Raw genomic sequence first — 18,882 nt, 5'->3', positions numbered from 1 at the left:
GGGAACGGACGAATGTTGTCGGTATCCAATCGAACCGAACCAGGGAGCAGGCCATGCCGTACATCACCACCACCGACGGAACCGAGATCTACTACACCGAGCAGGGCACCGGAAAGCCAGTTCTGCTCAGTCACGGCTGGCCACTGTCCTCGGATGCCTGGCAGCTCGAACTGAAGCTTCTCGCAGACGCCGGCTACCGCGCCATCGCACATGATCGCCGCGGCCACGGCCGGTCCTCGCAGACTGCCGTCGGCCACGACATGGACACCTACGCCAAGGATCTGGCCGAACTGGTCGAGGCCCTCGACTTGCAGGAACTCACCCTCATCGGACACTCGACCGGTGGCGGCGAGGTCGTGCGGTACGCCGCGCAGCACGGTGGCAGCCGCGTCGCTCGGGTGATCACTGCCGGTGCCGTTCCCCCGGTCATGCTGAAGTCCGAGGCCAACCCCGAGGGCACGCCGATCGAAGCACTCGACGACATCCGCAACGGCGTTCTCTACGATCGATCGCAGTTCTACAAGGACTTGTCCGAGCCGTTCTTCGGTGCCAACCGTGAGGGCTCCGCCATCTCCCAGGGCGCCAAGGACGACTTCTGGCGACAGGGGATGCTGGTCAATCTGACTGCTGCATACGACTGCGTGAAGGCGTTCTCCGAGACCGACTTCACCGAGGATCTCAAAGCGCTGACCGTCCCGATCTTCATCGCCCACGGTGACGACGACCAGATCGTGCCGATCGCCGCGGCGGCACTGAAAACCGCAGAACTCGTCCAGCACGGCACCCTCAAGGTCTACCCCGGTGCACCGCACGGAATCTACGGCGATTACCAGAAGGCCTTGGACGCAGACATTCTCGCCTTCATCGCCCAGTAGCAGCCCCGCTCTCGCCCTCCGGAACAAAGGTGACAACACGATGATCAGACCGTACGCAGTCGTCGGAGCAACCGGAGGGCAGGGCGGCGCGGTGGTGGATGCCCTGCTGGCGCAGGGGCTACCGGTGCGCGCAGTGGTGCGGCGTCATTCGGCCCGCGCGGATCGGCTACGTGAGCGAGGTGCCGAGATCATCGTCGCGGACATCACCGATCGGGAATCGTCCGCGGCTGCACTGAGAGACGGTGCCGGTGCGTTCGTGATGACGACGCCGTTCGAGGACGGTCCCGCGGCCGAATTGGCTCAGGGCGCAGCCCTCGTCGATGCGGCGATCGCCGCGGAGGTTCCGCACGTGGTGTTCTCCTCGGTTGCGAGCGCTGACCGCCGCACCGGCATACCGCATTTCGAGACGAAGGCCGAAACCGAGGCATTGCTGCGTCGAGCTGGGCTGTCGTACACGATCGTCGGCCCCACCTACTTCTACGACAATCTTCTCGGCGGACTGGACGACGTCAGGGCCGGCCGCCTCGATCTGCCCTTGCCGCTCCACACTCCACTGCAGCAGCTGTCGCGGCGGGACCTGGGGCGGTTCGTCACCCTCGTGTTGACCGAACCCGCGCACTTTCGCGAGATGCGAATCGATCTCGCGTCGGACGATCCGACGTTGGAGACCATGGCGAACACTCTCGGCGACGTTCTCGGAACCTCGGTGCAGCCGTATTCGAGCCGGGCACGGGACATAGGTTCCGAGGACATGAGAGCGATGTTCCAATTCTTGACCGACGTCGGATACGACGCGGACATCGACGGCTTGCGCACCCGTTATCCCGAGGTCGAATGGCAGACATTCGCGCAATGGTCGGCGGGACTGGCGTGAGCACCACCGACACCACGCCGGCAGCACCGTCCGCGTGGTCGCCGCTCCGAAATACCGTCTACCGCAGCCTCTTCATCGCACAGCTGGTCTCGAACATCGGCGGCTGGATGCAGACCGTCGGTGCGCAGTGGTTCCTCGTCGAACGTGAGGCGTCGACCACGATCATCGCCGCCGTGCAGACAGCAAGTCTGTTACCCACCCTGTTGCTGGCTCTGCTGGCAGGCGCGCTCGCCGACGCGCTCGATCGCCGCGTTCTGCTCATCGCGGTCGGTGCCGGCTCGATGCTGACCGGAATTGTGTTGACCGCACTGGCATGGACCGACACCTTGTCTCCGTGGGGATTGCTCGCCTGCACATTCGTATTGGGTTGCTGGACATCACTGTCCGCTCCCGCCTGGCAGGCGATTCAGCCCGAGCTGGTGAGCCGTGAAGAAATCCCGGCCGCCTCGGCGCTGGGCAGCGTGACCGTCAACGGGGCGCGGGCCGTCGGACCGGCGCTTGCCGGTGTACTGGTGGCATTGGCCGGGCCGACGTTCGTGTTCGCCATCAACGCCGCCTCCTTTCTAGCAACGTTGAGCGTGCTGATTGCATGGAAGCGCCCGAAACATCCACAAACGGATCGAGAAGGCCTTGCCGAGTCGATCCTGTCCGGGGTCCGCTACATCCGATCCGGCCCGATCGTTCGACGAATCATTCTGCGCTCGGCGCTGTTCGCCTTCCCCGCATCTGCATTGTGGGCGCTACTGCCATCGGCTTCGTCGTCGGTACTGAAACTGGGCTCGGTGGGATACGGCGTGTTGTTGGGCGTACTCGGGGTCGGAGCCGTGATCGGCGTTGCCGCGACGCCGATGCTCCGAAAACATTGCGGCGCAAACACCTTGCTCGTCGGCTCTGCTGTCGGGTACGGCGTGGGAATGGCAGCGCTGGCGTGGCTTCCGCTGTGGGCGGTGGTCCCGGCGCTGTTGTTGTCCGGCATTGCCTGGATCACGACGTTGACCGCACTGAATGCGTCTATCCAGCTTTCGCTCGCCACCTGGGTTCGAGCGCGCGGGATGTCGGTCTACCTCCTGGTCTTCATGGGTTCTCAGGCCATCGGCTCGCTCGTGTGGGGATGGTTGGCGTCGAAGATCGGCATCGTCGACGCACTCGCGGTCGCGGTAGCCGCCTTGGCATTCGTCGCTGCGAGTGTCGCAGTCCTCCCCCTGCGACCCGAGACCGGCGTGCTCGACCGTGCGGTGTCCATGGCGTGGCCGACCCCGACCGTGATGTTCGAACCCGATCCGGACGACGGGCCGGTGCGGATCACCGTTACGTACCGAGTGGTCGACGACGCTCTGGAGCAGTTTCTGACGTCGATGGCTCCGGTCGGGATCGCGCGGAAGCGAACGGGGGCGTACGCCTGGAACCTGTACCGGAGTCTGGACGTCGAGGACACCGTGGTCGAGCAGTTCACTGTGCCGTCGTGGAGCCAGTACCGACGTCAGCGAGAAGAACGGTGGACCGGCTCCGACCACGACGTGGTGCAGAAAGCGCTGGCCCACACCGTCGACGGTGCTACGCACACCGAAACCCATGACATCGCACTGTCGGTGCGAGCGAACCCGAACGGACAATGATGGACAACGCACTCTCGGGCGTGGGGAACGTCTTCTACTTCGCAGACGACCTCGCCGCCGCCGTCGACTGGTACCGAACGCTCCTGGGCACCGACCCCGTCGACGTACACGAGCAACTCGCCGCGTTCGACGTCTCCGGTACGCGACTCACCGTCCACGTCACCGATTCGTACAACCGCCCCGCGGGGACTGCAGGATCGGTCTCGTACTGGAACGTCGACGACGTGGACGCAGTGGTCGCCAACTGCGTCGATCGCGGAGGCGTCGTGCATCGAGGGCCGAAATCGGTGTTCACCGGTGAACGTCTGTGCCAGGTTCTCGATCCGTTCGGCAACCTGATCGGCTTCAGACAGTTCGCCAACGGTAGGAAGCGCGCCTGACGACACAGGCTCGCGCATAGAGCCGGCGAATTGGGTACACCCGCTCCATGCCCGAACTACCCGAAGTCGAAAACGCTCGACAGGTCGTCGAAAAAGCCCTCGGACGCGTCATCGTCGATATCGATGACACCGACTCGTTCGAGTGCCGTCCACACATGCCGGGCGATATCGCTCACGCCCTGAAGGGCGGCAAGCTCACCGAGGCATGTCGACGTGGCAAGGCGATGTGGTGCGAAACCGTCACCGCCGACGGGTCCAGCGGTCCGACGCTGGGAATCCATCTCGGAATGGGCGGCCGCGTCATCGTCACCGCTCCCGACGGCGATCGCACGTCGCAGTACGGAGGCGGCGATCCGCACGTGGGCGAGCGCGACACCGACAAGCCCGAGTGGACGCGCTTTGCCATGACGTTCGAAGACGGGGGTCAGCTCCGGCTCTTCGACAAGCGCCGGCTCGGCCGAGTGCGCCTCGAACCCGATATCGATGCGTTGGGGCCCGATGCTGCGGAGATCACGCGCGACGACTTCCGGCACCGAATCGGTTCCAGCGGAGCACCTCTGAAGGCACGTTTGCTGGACCAAGCAGCAATCGCAGGCGTCGGCAATCTGTTGGCCGACGAGGTGCTGTGGCAGAGCGAGCAATCTCCGTCCAGACGGGCAAAGACTCTCACCACCGAGGAACTCGACGAGCTCCGCGTTGTTCTGCGTCGCGCCATCAGGTCGGCGATCAAGAAGGGTGGCGTGCACACCGGTGAGATCATCCCGTTCCGCAAGGCGGACGCGGCGTGCCCACGCTGCGGTGCTCCGATGACTCGCGGAACGGTGGGCGGCCGCACCACGTGGTGGTGTTCGCGCGAGCAATCCTGATCGGTTCCACGCCGCTGCCCGCTGCTCGATAGCGCTGTAGGACAGCACTTTTCGGAATTGTCAAGCACTGTTGAATGCGGCGAAATCCCGTTCGGGCACGTACCGTGTGGGCAGCTTCGGGTCTACCGAAGCGTTCACTCGGCTGGAGGTTGCATGCTTTCGACGACCGATACGGGCCTCGCTCCGCAGGTCACCTACCTGCCCCGTCGACACTGTTTCGCTGTCTGGCAACCTGATTCCACAAGGACGGCCACCGCAGCGACGACGCCGATCGACCTAGCGATACCCGATACGGGCGGCTCCGTGACCGTACGGACCGTCGAAGCACAGCTCGTCGATCCGCGTCGCGTCGAACTCGAAGCGGCACTGGCACCATCGGCAGGCCTCCCGGAAAGCGCGTCGGCCCGGGGGTGGCTGGCGGTTCTGGACCACCTGGAACATCGGCCCCACTACGCCGAGATTCCTGCATCGCTGCTGGAGTCACTCCCCCCGGCCGCGTACGCGGTACCCAACACGGGTGGGTCCAGCGTGTCGACCGCGCACGGTGCCGTCGACGCCCTACGCACCAGCCTGCACATGCAGGCCAATCTGGGCGACAGTGCGTCCACCTTCACCCCGCGGCCGTATCAGGTGCACGGTGCGTCCTGGATTCCGACCGTCGGAGAAGCCGGGGGTGGAGGAATTCTGGCCGACGAGATGGGGTTGGGCAAGACTCTGCAAGCCATCTCGCACATGATTGTGGGAGCCTCGCGGGGTGAAGGCAATTTTCTGGTGGTGTGCCCGACATCCCTGATCAGCAATTGGCGACGCGAGATCGAGAAGTTCTCCGCCGGCGACCTGACGGTCAATGTCTACCGGGGACCGAACCGCTCGCTCGGTGGATGTGGCGAGGTCGGCTGCGTGACCGTGACCGGATATCCGACATTGCGCTCCGACACCGACCGTCTGGCCGAGATCAGTTGGAACACGGTCTTCTTCGACGAAGCGCACGTCATGAAGAACTCGCGCACGCAGGTTTCCCGTGCCGCGCGACGACTGAGCTCGACAACTCGCATCGCACTGACCGGCACCCCGGTCGAGAACCGCATGGACGAACTGTGGGCCCTGATCGACCTCACCAACCCGGGTCTGCTCGGGACCAGAGCACGCTTCACTCGGCGATTTTCCGCACCCATCGAGAACGCAGGTTCGGCGGCTGCGCTTGCGCACTTGTCCCATTCCATAGCTCCGGTCGTCCTCCGACGGACGAAAGACGAAGTGGCGACCGACCTTCCACCCAAACAGCAGATAGACGTACTGTGCCCGATCACGAACGAGCAAGCGATGCTGTACAACTCGACGGTCGAGGCTGCATTCGACACCGGTTTCGGTTCTACACAACGCCGAGGGACTGCGGTGCTCGCTTTGCTGACCTCTCTGAAACTGATCTGCAACCACCCGGGTCTCGTGAACGGCGACATGTCTTCGTCGCCCGACCGTTCCGGGAAACTGGACAGGCTCACCGACATCATCGAGGAGCTCGCCGAATCGTCGCAGACAGCATTGGTTTTCACCCAGTATCGCAAGACCGGTGAGTTTCTCGCCGACCATCTCGCGCGTGTCACTGGAGCCGCCATACCGTTCTTCCACGGCGGACTCGACGTGGACCAGCGCGAGAAGATGGTGGACGAGTTTCAGGGCGGTAGCTGTCCCGTGATGGTGCTGAGCCTCAAAGCGGCCGGCTATGGGTTGAACCTCACCCGGGCCAGCACCGTCATCCATTACGACCGGTGGTGGAATCCGGCGGTGGAATCGCAGGCAACCGACCGGGTACATCGAATCGGACAGACCTCACCTGTGACAGTCATGGCGCTCACCACCGAAGGAACGTTGGAGGAGTACATTGCGTCGCTGCACGCCCGGAAGAAAGCAATTGCAGGGTTGACCGAGGGGAACAACGAGACAGCGCTTGCCGCACTGGATGATTCGACACTCAGACAGACGTTGTCGCTCTCGGTGGCACGGTGATGGCATCCACTCCCCAGCCCCCGCCGTTCGGTGCGACTCCATGGGGCAAGGAATGGCTGCGTCGAGTCGAGCCGATCACTGCTACCCGACCCAATCCCATGCTTCCTCGAGCGCGGAGCCTGGCTCGTAGCGAGTCGGTCATCGTGGATACCAACACGATCGGTTCTATTCGCTGCGTGGTCTCAGCAGGAAAGAAAATGGAGACCGCGACACTCACGGTGCCGCGCTATTCGGCGGCTCACAAAAGGACGGCTCTGCGCATCGTCACCAGTCATCCGACTCACGGCAGAGGAAGCGGGGATCTGCCTGACGCGCTTCACGCGGAGCTGGTATCGGGGGGTCTGGCGCCGGTTCCCACGGACGTCGACACGGCATGCACCTGTTCCAGCAGAACTGATCCTTGCGTTCACGTCACCGCAGCAACGTACGCGATCAGTCTGATCGTGGACCAGTCACCCACGACGGCGTTGGCTATACGTGGCCTGGACCTCGCCGAAGCCGCTGCGCCGACGGACTTTCCAGCTCGATGGATGCCCATCGAGCGCGTCGACGCAGCGGCGTTCTACGGCTGAACGTACGCCCGAAAGATCAGGACGTTGCCTCGACAGCGAGGCGTGCAAGTGTGTCGTTCAGCTGATCCTCGGTGACCAGGGGAAACCCGATCTGCTGGAGAAGCTTCTTGTCCGTGACCTTCGACCAGTCGTAGGTGTGCCGCACCAATGTCTCGTTGGGTCCCTGAGACTCCAGTTCCCACAACCATTCCCATCCGGGAGGCTCGTTGCCGGCCGGCGCGGTCTTCCATGCCAGTAGCTTGTCCTTGGCGTACCCGGTGACGACATTGTCGGTCTGGTATTCCCCACCCATGTGATCGCCCTGCATGTTCATCGTGAACTTCTCGCCGACCTTCTGAATTCGGTCTGCGTGGTCCACGCCGCGTACGAATCCCGAGCCGTCGAGTGCCTGATGCCGCTCGGGGTTGGACAGGACGTCGAAAATTGCGTCCACGGGCGCTTCGATGGTGCGTTCCACTGTCAGCTTTGCGTTCTCTGTCATATCTGCACGATGCCCAATACGCCGGATCCTCAATCATGAATACAGCCGAAAACAGGTGGACCGCGAAGGCTGCCTGGTGAGATGCTCGGCCGACACCGGGATTGCGGCACCCAGCGCAGCGGGACGGAGGCATGACGAGAATGTCCACCGATCTTGCTCCTTCCACTGCCACCTGGGTTCTCGAACACCTCGAACCCGGCGAACGTGTGACGGCCGTGGACTCGATGACCGGAGGCATCACGGCCGAGCTGCGTCGGCTCACTGTGGCAGATGATCAGCACGCCGTTCGCGTGCTCGTGTTGAGGAGCTACACAGCCGTGTCCGTCTCGGCTAACTGTCGTTGCCGAAGAACCACCAAGTGAGGACAATCGCTACGACTGCGGCAACAGTAAAAAGGACGGCGTTGAGCCAATGTGGGTTGCCAGTATCGAGATCTGCCAGTGCCATGATACTCGCCCATCTGTCCGCCCTAGTGGACAAAACCGACTTCTGCAGTCGAGCCTATACACAATGGAACGGATAAGTCCTCATCGTTCGACATCTATCCGATCAATCAATCGCGCGCCATCGTGGTCATTGGAATCGAGCAGACTTCGGGAATCTTTATTCCAAGGCTGGGCCGACTCGCCGTACCGATGCGTGGGTCTACTTTTCGGCCAGACCTGTTGCCGTCGCCAAGTATTCGCGTGAATCTCGAAACGTCTGCGCTACACCGCGTCCTGCGATCGCGTGATACCGACTGATTTGGTCGTCATCGAGAGCATCGAGAACAGTGCTGGAATCTGCGTGCATCCAACCACCATCTTGGACCAGTTCATGGGCGCGTTTGCCGTGCAGGGCAGAAATTCCCTCGACTCTGATCCCCTGGGGATCGGTCGACGCCGCAAGGTAGTAGGCCTTCTTGCCGGGGTAACCGGCCTTGACCTTCTCACGCAACCGGAAGACGGCGGCGGCTGCGTCGTCGATGGCCGACGCCTGCTCGTCGGACCCGGATTCGGAGGCCGAAACTCGCGCGATCTCCGCATCCAGCGCAGCGAGCAAAGTGGCGAGGTACTCGAGATCACTCATAGGCCCATGATGCCCTAGTGCAGTGTGCTCTCGAACCAGCACCTGACGGAAAGAAATCGACGATGCCCCCGTCTCGGGGTCCGCGACGCGACGTACTGACACGCCGACCGTCTACAACTCCGTGACAGCGCCGGGGTTTGTCCCTCGCAGTTCGGGGGTCAAAAGGGTCCTGTCGGAAGTCCCGATACCCGACGATAGGGTCATGAGCCGCCGACGACGCGGAGCTGTCCGGACGGTTCGTTGCACCACCTGCAGCTCCCGTCGATGTAGTCGTGGCCGTCTTCACGTTCGCACTCATCCACCGCGCATCCGCTGCCGCAAGACAGCATCTGTCCACGTTTGCACCGCTCGCCGTCGCACCCTGGGTGTGAAGCGTTCGCGGCGGGGAGTCGCCAGCGACGAGTACGTCCGCCGAAACAGACGGCCACTGCGCCGGAAACCGCTCAAGGCAACCCTGACTCATCCGGATTTGTCTCAACAACAATATCTCTCAGCCTCGATCGCCTCATGGAGAGTACTAACATAGTCAAAGCTGTCGCCATTGCTGCCATGAATCGCTATTACGTGCTGGCCGGCCACAACCTTCAGGAAGATTAGAATCCCTTTCCAAGCCGGACCAAACCTCCCTCATCAGGACACCCACCATTGCCCAGTGGCCTTTCCCCATACAACCTCACATGTCCTCGCCGACGCGTATCGAGTAGCAAAGATGCGTACCGACACAGCTGATCCGCGCCTCGGTCCCAGCCTAAGGATCGGGCGCTGTATGCGGGGAAACGACCGAGGCTAGACCGGGTCGGTTGGCGGTGTTCGGCATTCCTTATCGCGGCGACGGATCGCGTTGCTGATACCCGCCCGGACGCGGCACCACAAACAGCGACAGTGAGTCCGAGCCGGATTCGGTTCAGATCGCCGAACGCAGCTCGGCTTCGCTGACTACTGAACGGTTTTCGTCGTGGCAGACATGTTGCCCAGCGAGAAGGCCGGCTAGGACGACCGCGCGTGCCGCATGGGCCAAGATCTCACCTGGTAGCGGTGGACCATCGAGGGTTCGAATTGGCATGGTTGTCGGTATCGCGTTGGGTACCGACAAGGAGCTGTCCCGCGACACTTCCGGTGCGGCTATGGGGGTCCGTGGGGTGTCCATGGCATGCATACCTCGCGCATTCTCAACCGGTGCATGTGCGGTGGCCGTATCGCGCCTCGCCCAAACCGCCTGTTTCGACTGGCGGTCTGCCCTGCAGACAGGCCCTTGGGCTTAGGCGACCAAGGTGGCCGTTCGGATGGAGATGGCCGGCCGACCAGGCATCGAGGTCGAGGGGCTGCACTTCCCATCCCAGCACCTGACCCTCGCCCTGGCTGCGCTTCTTCCTGATCGCATCGATCGAGGCCAGCGTTGCGCTGAATCGATCGATGTCACCGACACCTCTCCAGAGGACAGTCCAAGTGGAGGTCAGCAGGAGCGGCATTTGGCGCGCGATGCCGGATCTATCGGCCGGAAGGACCGACGGTCGGTACCTCGCTAGTTGCTCGAGCGCCCGGTGGTCAGGACGGCCGCTCCAGTGATGGATCTCCGGGGCGTCGTCCCGGTCCTCGGGACAGGCGCATATCGCGTACCAATGCCATCAGCACCTCCCGCCAAAGTCTATCGAGCCAGTGGTAGATCGGTTGGCACCTCATCTGGTCCGGCGGCTTCGTGCAGGAGCGTAGAACATTCCGGTGTCGATCATGTCCCACCTGCCCGCTTGCAGAACGGAGATCTGCGCCCTGAACTCGATGTGACGAACTTCGGAGTCAGAAACAGGCGCTTGGAGGTCTCCTTGCCGAGGTCGATGCGCATGCCGATCACGTCGCCGTTCGGATCGACGTACTGCATGGGCGGCAGCGTTGCATTTCCGGCTGACATGGCTTCTGCGCGATCATGCACGGACGCCCCGCCCACTGCAGGGCTCTCGTCGCGCGAGCGGATCCGGGGCACGACGAGGGCATGCCAGTCAACCAATAGAAGGTCTACCGCCCCTGGAAGAAGGAGGGTCTCTAGGACCTACCATCCCGCAAGCGCGCCGGCATCAGCTCCTATCCACAAAGCGAAGCAGATGCACCGAAAGTGGTGCCAGCGATGCACGGTAGGTCCACCCCACGTAACGTGACTTCATATAGAGAATCGGTCATGGGGGAGGTAATAGCAATCGTCGATACCAGCGGAACCGACAGGGAGGCAGTCCATCTTTCCGGTCTTCGAATCGAGCGCACGTTCAAATTCGCTTTTCGCGAACAACAAACTTCCGACTACGGCATCGACGCCCATGTCGAAATCAAACGCGCTGCCATCGCGACGGGTCGCCTCGTAGGACTGCAGATCAAAGGTGGGGATTCTTACTTCAAAGAGGAGAATTCCGATGGTTGGAAGTACCGTCCCTCTAAACGACACGTCTCATACTGGCTTGAGCACTCACTGCCCGTTTTCCTGCTTCTCGCCGATCTGACGACCGATGAGATTTACTGGCAGGAAATTTCGGAGAGGACGATTGAATCCGGCCCCCGAGACGGTTTGTTTATTCTGGTTCCACGCGCGAATACCCTGGATTCGGCAGGCGCGGCATGGGAGGCCGCGGCTGATCGCTTCGCCGATACCGCCTACGAACAGTTTGAAGACAACCTCAGCAGGCTGCCACCACAGGTCGCTGACAGACTTAGGGGCGCGGCCGAAGAAATGCGAGAGAGTGCGGCATTGCTGGCAGCCCACCTCGCACACGGCCGTCGAGCTCCGAGAGCTGTGCTGGAGACACTACTGGATAGCGATCCTCCCTGGTTGGCGGCATTTGGGCCAAGCCGAGGCCTTTTGTCAATGGCGGACTACGCGCACGCACACGAGATAAATGACCTCAGCGCAGATATTTTCGTCAAAGCCGCCGAACTAGATGCGAAGAACGCATGCCGTTACATCACGAACGGTGGTCTCGTGCTGCTGGACTCAGATAATGACAGAGCTCAGAATCTGTTTCGCCGCGCGGTCGCTATTAGCAAGGAAGTTACAGATCCGCGACTTGCGGTTGGCCTCGCAATCCTCGAACATCCCGCCAATAGCGCCAAGCCGGTCAGCCTTGCTTCCGATGTCGAGGCCTTACTCGAAGCCAGTAACGATGATTCGGTCGTGTTGAGCTTTTTGGCAAGACGCAAAGAGTTCGGACGCGATTTGAATGGTGCCGTATCAATCGCAGAGCGCGCCCAAATACTGGCACCGAAGTCTGCTGGCGTCGCAGAAATGCTCGCCGATATACTAATCCAGCGAGCGATGTCGAATTGTAGCGTACCTGGAGACCTCAAGCGCTCACTAAGTTTGGCTCAAGCAGCAGTAGACCAGATACACGAATGGAACGGGCCAACGAAGTCGGCCCTCACCACCCTTCTCAAGTGCCTGATGGCAGCTGGCGACTTTGCTGATGTACTCAACCGTTCTTTGGCCTCTCCGCAGGGGCGGGCGACAGAAATAGAGTCTCAGCGATCCGATGTGCAAGCTGCAGCCGCGATCGCCGCTGCAGCCCTAGGAAAACTCGACCTCGCTGTCCGACTAATTGACGAGATGCCGGACGGAATCGACAAAAAGGTGGCAGCAGTTCGGATCCACACAACCGAACATTCAGAGGATGAGCAACGTCAACGTCTGACCGCCCTCTTCCCTGACCTCGACGCTGATCGTCCAGACGCCTTGCTCCGAATTGTGTTGCGGTTGAGCGATCTTGGCGTCGACGAATCGGCTCGCCTTACACCTCTGGTCGAACGTGACATAATCACGGCGAGTTGGCAACAGATAATCTCCACGAATGCTGCCGCTGTTGTGGATCTCGACGCAAATCTACCCGCGTTACGAATTCTCGCCGACACGGAGGAGTTCGCTGCAACTAAACTCGTAGAACTTTTAGCGCGCGGAAATAGGGGTGATGATGCGCAAAACGCAGCGGACAGGGCATATGGCCGCTACAGGAGTGTTGGCTTCGCAGGTCGACGGTGCGAGCTGTTGAGGAGTCTTAACCGCGGGGATGAAGCAGCTATTGTCGCGGGGGACGTCCTGTCGTCATCAACCGTCGACCCATTCAACAGACGAATCGCGCGTCGCACCATCGCACGACACTCAATTGACACCGCGCATGCTACTAACGGCGAGGCGGCGTCATCGCTTCTGCGTAGAGCCGAACGTCAAATTCTTGAGTGCATCAGTGATGGTGACGGACTAACGATCGACCCACAAGATGTTTGGCAGCTCGCAGAAGTACAACACAACCTGGGATCTTTCATAAAGGCATACGCAACTATTTCATCATACGATCCGCCTATCAAAAACATCGACGAAGCACATCTGTGGTTCGCGATTGTCTCAAGGCAAGTCGCGCTACCACCGACAGCTTTTGCCCGCATGCTCGATCTCGCCGAACAATTTGCAGACAACGCTGGATTTAGCGCGTCTCTCCTGGGCACAGTTATCACCAGAACCCGTGATACGGGTGACGAGCCCGCCACCCAGGCTGATCACCGCCCAGAACTCGACAACGATCTCCGCCACACAGCATTTGACGCTTTGCAATCCCATATAGCTCGCCATGGCACAGCGAGTCCGATTCAAGTCCTGGACGCACATACAACCGAAACACTTATCTCCAGGATGGCCGACATCATGCGGCGAGATGACACGCCGCTCTTTGACATTTTGGAGATGCTTCACCAGGCTCGGCTACCGCTCGGGGCTCTAGCCAGTGCAGTCAGCCGTCCATACTCCGCGATCTTGGCAGTCCGTCCACTGGGCTACTACCTGGCGGCGACCGCCCGCGAGGGTGACGCAGCCGCGGAGGAGTCAGCCGTGGGATCAGCCGTCGGGTCGGACGTTGTAGCTGATGCCTCTGCCCTACTGATTGCGACTCAACTTAACGAGTACCAAAATGTGCGCGGGATGGTGCGTAATGTCTTGGTTGCTTACAGCACATTCGATGACATCGTCCGCGGCAGGCTCGACCTCGACGGACGATCAGCGGGCAGCACTTTCATTTCTTACGACTCAGCTGGTGACTCGATCGAGTTACGCCAGCTAGACCTCAACGAACATCTAGGCGCTCTCCGCCGCATGGCAATGCTGGAGGAGACTGCCTCTACCGTTCAGATCATTGCAGATGTTGACCCATCGATACTGGAAGATTTCAAGCTCTCGAGGGCATCACCATGGTTGACCCCAATTGCCCTCGCAAAGGCACGAAACGTACCGTTGTGGTCAGACGATGTGGCACAGCGTCGATTGGCTCAAGAGTACGGCGTACCTGCTTTCGGCACTATTACGCACCAGGAAAGGCGGGCTACCAACTGGCTGGAGTCGCGAACGCTTTCACCTGAAGATGTCGACGAAATCCTCGAACAGAGGAAAGACGAAACAATGCGTGCTCTATCCGCTCGGATCGCAGACGTGCCAACCGACGCGTCAACTGTGATTGCACAGGCCCGCGCCGAAGACTGGCATGTGGCCGTGGCACTGATAACAGTTGGCCGCCCCGGGTGGTGGCATTTGGCGGGCAATCCCTGGCTGGACCTGCAAGCAATATTGGGTTCAGCGGCGACAGAGTCTGCACAGGTCAACGCGTGGCGGGTGCAAGCGATGTGGGGTGTGGCACGATTAGCTGGCGACGAGCCCTCACGAATGGCGACTTTACTCGCTGCCGTTGCAATCATGCCCGAACATACCGGCGCCAACAAATACGACGTGATCAGTAATCTAAGACAAGCCCAAGAGATTGCGTCGTCGTCGAAGGCTGACAGTCCTGCGGACCACTTGGGCGAGGCGGTGACTACGCTTGCCAGCGCCGGATGTTTGGACAACGCATCGGAGCATCTCGCCCAAGTTCAGGAACTATTAACAGATGCGGGTCGGTAATCAACTCTGGGCAAGGCAATACCCAAACTCCGGATACCTTTTTCGGAACGGGGCGTTGGTCTATCGACTCGCCGCCGTTTGCAACCTGAATTAAATTGACGGGTAAGGTCACCTACTCCGTAGTTCTAAATAAAAAAGCCCAGATTCCCAGCTTTCGACTACGCCCCAAGGTCGTCCTACAGCGATTTCGTGTGCTTACTAAGCTGCGTGTGCATGGCCACCGTTATCGTATCCACCCGGTTCAGTTTTAGCTTCTGAGAACCACCTTGAATTAGCCCGAATGACTCCGTCAGACACCGAACCCACGCCCACAACATGGTCACCGTTGTCGACTGCCGCATGACCTGGTCGCGGCCCTAAGCAACTCCTGGAGCAAGACCGAGTGCATTCGCTCGAAGACGAGCGTCGGGGCAGTTAATCGGTTCTCTCCGGTGGAGCAGGTCGACGGCTGGAGTATTAGCCTCGCGGATCGCAACCACAAGCGTCTTGGACGTCTCGTCACAAACCACGAACAATGGGATGTGCGCAGATCGGCGTGGACTCGAAGTATCCTTGACCGCGATTTTGCCGAATCAAGTGGCTCCGTCCGTTGACGTCCATCGAGCCCATCGCTCAGGTGCCGAGATCAAACTCGACGTCGCTTCACATGGACTCCCGCATTTCTGCGTCTTCGCCCCTGCGAGGGGTACAACGCTCCCGGCACACAGATGACACAGGCGGCTCCGGGTTTCTTCGGAGCCGCCTGTGTCCTGCATTCTGTCGGGCTGACAGGATTTGAACCTGCGACCACTTGACCCCCAGTCAAGTGCGCTACCAAGCTGCGCCACAGCCCGCCGCGCCTCGAAAGGCGCTTGCTGAGATTACCCCAGCCCTACCCCTGAGAGGAAATCGCCTGCTCAGGGGCCGGGTCGGACGAGGTCAGCGGTTGTTGCCCTTGCCTGGCCGTTCCCGCTTCTCGCGGATACGTACCGAGACGCGAACGGGGCTGCCGTCGAAGTTGAACTCTTCACGCAGACGCCGCTCGATGAATCGGCGGTAGCCGGCCTCGAGGAAGCCGGTGGTGAACAGCACGAACGTCGGCGGGCGTGTGCTGGCCTGCGTCGCGAACATGATGCGAGGCAGGCGTCCGCCACGCATCGGCGGCGGGGTGGCTGCCACGACCTCTTTGAGCCACGTGTTGAGGCGTCCGGTGGGTACACGCTTGTCCCACGACTCCAGAGCCGTCTCGAGAGCGGGCACGAGCTTCTGAACCGCACGGCCCGTCTGCGCCGAGATGTTCACTCGCTGCGCCCACGGCACGCGAGCGAGATCGCGGTCGATTTCCTTCTCGAGCTGTTGACGACGATCGTCGTCCACGAGATCCCACTTGTTGAACGCCAACACCAGCGCGCGGCCGGCATCGGAGACCATGCTCAGCACGCGCAGATCCTGCTCCGAGATCACCTGTGAGGCATCGAGAAGCAGAATTGCGACCTCGGCTGCTTCGATCGCGGACTTGGTGCGCAGCGACGCATAGAACTCGGCACCACTGGCATGACTGACGCGCTTGCGTAGTCCGGCCGTATCGACGAATCGCCATGTCTTGCCGCCCAATTCGACCAACGAGTCGACCGGGTCGACGGTGGTGCCTGCAACATCGTGTACCACCGAACGCTCGTCACCCGAGAGCTTGTTGATCAACGACGACTTGCCGACGTTCGGCTTACCGACCAGAGCGACACGCCTCGGTCCCCCACCGGGGATACCTTCGCGCGGAGTCTCCGGCAGGGCCTCGAGCACACGGTCGAGCAGATCACCGGTACCGCGGCCGTGGGTGGCGGACACCGACAACGGCTCCCCCAGACCCAGAGACCACAGTGCAGCGACCTCGGACTCGGTGCGACCGTCGTCGACCTTGTTGGCCACCAACAGAACCGGAGTCTTCGACCGACGCAACACTCGTGCCACTGCCTCGTCCGTCGTCGTCGAACCAACGCGGGCATCGACGACCAGCAGGATCGCGTCGGCGGTGTTCATAGCCAACTCGGCCTGGCGCGCAACGGACTGTTGCAGCCCCTTGGCGTCGGGCTCCCAACCGCCGGTGTCCTGCACCAGGAAGCGTCGACCACTCCAGTTCGCCTCGTACGACACACGATCGCGAGTGACGCCCGGGACGTCCTCGACCACTGCTTCGCGGCGGCCGATGATGCGGTTGACGAGCGTCGACTTGCCGACGTTCGGTCGGCCCACCACGGCGAGAGTCGGTACGGCAACGGCATCTTCACCGTCTTCACCCTCGTTGAGGTCGACGTACTCCCACTCGCCCTCGTCGCTCCACGTTCCGTCGCCCGCGGTTTCCGCTGCGCCGGAGAAGAATTCTTCACTCACTGCACTGCTCCACTTCTGTCGTTCACCACGAGCAGCAAACGCTCGATCACGCCGTCGAGATCCAGCTCGCTGGTATCGACGATCACCGAATCCTCAGCGGGACGAAGCGGTGACACTGCCCTCGTCGAATCTGCATGATCGCGGCGCTGCACATCCGCGAGCACGGATTCGTAGTCGTCGCTGCGACCCTGTTCGATGTTCTGTTTGTTCCGCCGTTCCGCACGCGCCTCCGGTGAGGCCGTCAGGAACACCTTCACGTCGGCGTCGGGAAGCACGACGGTGCCGATGTCGCGACCCTCAACCACAATTCGCGTCGACGAGCTCGCGAGGTCGCGCTGCATCTGCACCAGCAGCTCGCGAACCGCAGGCACCGCGGACACGGCCGAGACGGCCTTGGTGACTGCATCGCCGCGGATTTCACCGCTGACGTCCTCTCCGTCGAGCAAGACGGTCTCGGACAGAGGATCTTTTCCGATCTCGAGGGGAAGCGCAGCAACAGCTTTCGCGACTGCGTCTGCATCGGTCGGCTCGACGCCCGAACGCAGCACCCATACCGTTGCGACGCGGTACATCGCACCGGTGTCGAGGTAGCTTGCTTCGAGTGCCGATGCGAGCCGGCGCGATACCGACGACTTACCGGTGCCCGACGGCCCGTCCATCGCCACGACGAGCGCACTCATCACAGGCCTACGGATTCGTAGAGCTTGCCGATCTCGCCGCGGCCGAGAACACGCAGTGTTCCGGGACGCTGATCGCCGAGCACGATGTTGCCGACGTCGGTACGCACGAGGCGTCCCACCGGGAATCCGACCTTGTCGAACAACCGACGCACGATGTGCTTGCGGCCCTCGTGCAGCGTCACCTTGACGAGCGACTTGCCGTCCGAGATATCGAGCAGCTGGAAGCCGTCGACCTTCACCGGGCCGTCGTCGAGGGTGACGCCTTCGCGCAGCTGCTTGCCGAGCGTGCGGGGAATGGTGCCGAACAGCGTCGCGAGATAGGTCTTGGACACCTCGTACGACGGGTGCATCAGCCGGTGAGCAAGGTCACCGTCGTTGGTGAACAACAACAGTCCCTCGGTGTCGGCATCGAGCCGACCGACGTGGAACAGACGCTGGCCCGCCTGCACGCGCTCGGCGACGATGTCGCCGACGCACGGACGACCCAGATCGTCCGACATGGTGCACTGCCATCCGCGCGGCTTGTTCATCGCGAGATGAACCAGTTCTTCCTTCACGACGACACGAGTGCCGTCGACGCGAACGACGGCGATGTTCGGATCGATGCGGATGCCCTGCTCGGTGACGATGCGTCCGTCCACCTCGACGCGACCGTCGGCGATCAGCTCTTCCGCGGCCCGACGCGACGCGACACCGGCCTGCGCGAGCACCTTTTGCAACCGAACACCCTCACCGGCAGGCACGTGCTTGCGCGGGGACGAATCGGCGTACTGATGCTTCGCCGGCTTGGCGTTGCTGATGGTGGTTGCCGGAGCCTGCTTCTTCTGCGGCTTCGGCGGCTTGGGGCGCGACGGCTTCTTGCGGGGCACCGCGTCGTTGCTGCGATCGTTGATGCCCGTCTCGACGGGCTTGTTCTCGAACGATTCCCCCTGCTCGACGCCTCTGCGCGGGGCCGGTCGGCCACCGGTGCGGGGAGCGCCTGCGCGGGGTCCCCCGGTGCGAGGGGCACCGGTTCGGGGTGCACCGGCGCGGGGAGCGCCGTCCCGGGGTGCGGCGTCGCGGGTGCGATCTCCGCGGCGTGCGTCACGCGGGGTGTCCGACCGACCTGCGGTGGGCTTCCTGCGTGGGTCTTGTCTCTTGTTACGGTCCGGTGTGCCATCACGGCGAGCGGGCTTGTTCACT

14 protein-coding genes and 1 tRNA gene are annotated in these 18,882 nt (G+C 61.9%); 8 read left to right on the top strand and 7 right to left on the bottom strand.

The features are described from left to right. The first annotated feature begins 53 nt into the window (after window positions 1-53). From JLZ96_RS00155 to JLZ96_RS25110, 7 genes are all read left to right on the top strand, one after another. The gene (locus tag JLZ96_RS00155; RefSeq protein ID WP_032366147.1) at window positions 54-875 is read left to right on the top strand and encodes an alpha/beta fold hydrolase; all 822 of its coding nucleotides are present in this window, start codon (window positions 54-56) and stop codon (window positions 873-875) included. Between the two features lie 40 nt (window positions 876-915). After that, window positions 916-1,749, top strand: coding sequence for an NmrA family NAD(P)-binding protein (locus JLZ96_RS00150; RefSeq protein ID WP_201009310.1), 834 nt, complete (start codon window positions 916-918; stop codon window positions 1,747-1,749). Next, window positions 1,746-3,365 (top strand): MFS transporter, encoded by a 1,620-nt coding sequence (locus tag JLZ96_RS00145; RefSeq protein ID WP_374758016.1) that lies wholly within the window; start codon window positions 1,746-1,748, stop codon window positions 3,363-3,365. The genes JLZ96_RS00150 and JLZ96_RS00145 overlap by 4 nt, the downstream gene beginning before the upstream one ends. Further along, window positions 3,365-3,745, top strand: coding sequence for a VOC family protein (locus JLZ96_RS00140; protein WP_052060882.1), 381 nt, complete (start codon window positions 3,365-3,367; stop codon window positions 3,743-3,745). The genes JLZ96_RS00145 and JLZ96_RS00140 overlap by 1 nt, the downstream gene beginning before the upstream one ends. Window positions 3,746-3,792: 47 nt before the next feature. Next, window positions 3,793-4,611, top strand: a complete 819-nt coding sequence (locus JLZ96_RS00135; protein WP_027497198.1) for an Fpg/Nei family DNA glycosylase — start codon at window positions 3,793-3,795, stop codon at window positions 4,609-4,611. Between the two features lie 303 nt (window positions 4,612-4,914). Further along, window positions 4,915-6,618 carry a DEAD/DEAH box helicase gene (locus tag JLZ96_RS00130; RefSeq protein ID WP_201009308.1) on the top strand — a complete coding sequence of 568 codons (1,704 nt, stop codon included), beginning with the start codon at window positions 4,915-4,917 and terminating at the stop codon, window positions 6,616-6,618. 443 nt (window positions 6,619-7,061) lie between these two features. Beyond that, window positions 7,062-7,190 carry a hypothetical protein gene (locus tag JLZ96_RS25110; protein ID WP_268963028.1) on the top strand — a complete coding sequence of 43 codons (129 nt, stop codon included), beginning with the start codon at window positions 7,062-7,064 and terminating at the stop codon, window positions 7,188-7,190. Between the two features lie 16 nt (window positions 7,191-7,206). Here JLZ96_RS25110 and JLZ96_RS00125 read toward each other — a convergent pair whose 3' ends face one another. The 3 genes from JLZ96_RS00125 to JLZ96_RS00115 form a co-directional block, all read right to left on the bottom strand. Next, window positions 7,207-7,671, bottom strand: coding sequence for an SRPBCC family protein (locus JLZ96_RS00125; RefSeq protein WP_027497200.1), 465 nt, complete (start codon window positions 7,669-7,671; stop codon window positions 7,207-7,209). Between the two features lie 645 nt (window positions 7,672-8,316). Continuing rightward, the gene (locus tag JLZ96_RS00120) at window positions 8,317-8,739 is read right to left on the bottom strand and encodes a hypothetical protein (protein ID WP_032387383.1); all 423 of its coding nucleotides are present in this window, start codon (window positions 8,737-8,739) and stop codon (window positions 8,317-8,319) included. Window positions 8,740-10,465: 1,726 nt separating this feature from the next. Then, entirely contained in the window at window positions 10,466-10,645 is a 180-nt protein-coding gene (locus JLZ96_RS00115; protein ID WP_236253793.1) for a transporter substrate-binding domain-containing protein, read from the bottom strand. A 264-nt stretch (window positions 10,646-10,909) separates the two neighbouring features. On the opposite strand from JLZ96_RS00115, the gene JLZ96_RS00110 reads away from it, so the two are divergent. Continuing rightward, window positions 10,910-14,653: a DUF4365 domain-containing protein gene (locus JLZ96_RS00110; RefSeq protein WP_201009307.1), complete on the top strand. Its 3,744-nt coding sequence runs from the start codon at window positions 10,910-10,912 to the stop codon at window positions 14,651-14,653. Between the two features lie 759 nt (window positions 14,654-15,412). Here JLZ96_RS00110 and JLZ96_RS00105 read toward each other — a convergent pair. From JLZ96_RS00105 to JLZ96_RS00090, 4 genes are all read right to left on the bottom strand, one after another. Then, window positions 15,413-15,486, bottom strand: a tRNA-Pro gene (locus tag JLZ96_RS00105). 85 nt (window positions 15,487-15,571) lie between these two features. Further along, a complete protein-coding gene (der, locus tag JLZ96_RS00100; protein ID WP_032377998.1) occupies window positions 15,572-17,020 on the bottom strand; it encodes a ribosome biogenesis GTPase Der in 1,449 nt (482 codons plus the stop codon). Beyond that, window positions 17,017-17,700, bottom strand: coding sequence for a (d)CMP kinase (cmk, locus tag JLZ96_RS00095; RefSeq protein ID WP_032385014.1), 684 nt, complete (start codon window positions 17,698-17,700; stop codon window positions 17,017-17,019). The genes der and cmk overlap by 4 nt, the downstream gene beginning before the upstream one ends. Beyond that, window positions 17,700-18,881, bottom strand: coding sequence for a pseudouridine synthase (locus JLZ96_RS00090; protein ID WP_201009306.1), 1,182 nt, complete (start codon window positions 18,879-18,881; stop codon window positions 17,700-17,702). Before JLZ96_RS00090 ends, cmk begins: the two co-directional genes overlap by 1 nt. Between the last annotated feature and the right edge of the window lies 1 nt (window position 18,882).

Origin of the sequence: Rhodococcus sp. NKCM2511, from assembly GCF_014905595.1 — a bacterium.
In the GTDB taxonomy this organism is placed as follows: Bacteria; Actinomycetota; Actinomycetes; order Mycobacteriales; family Mycobacteriaceae; genus Rhodococcoides; species Rhodococcoides fascians.
This window is presented reverse-complemented; position numbering and strand designations above follow the sequence as displayed.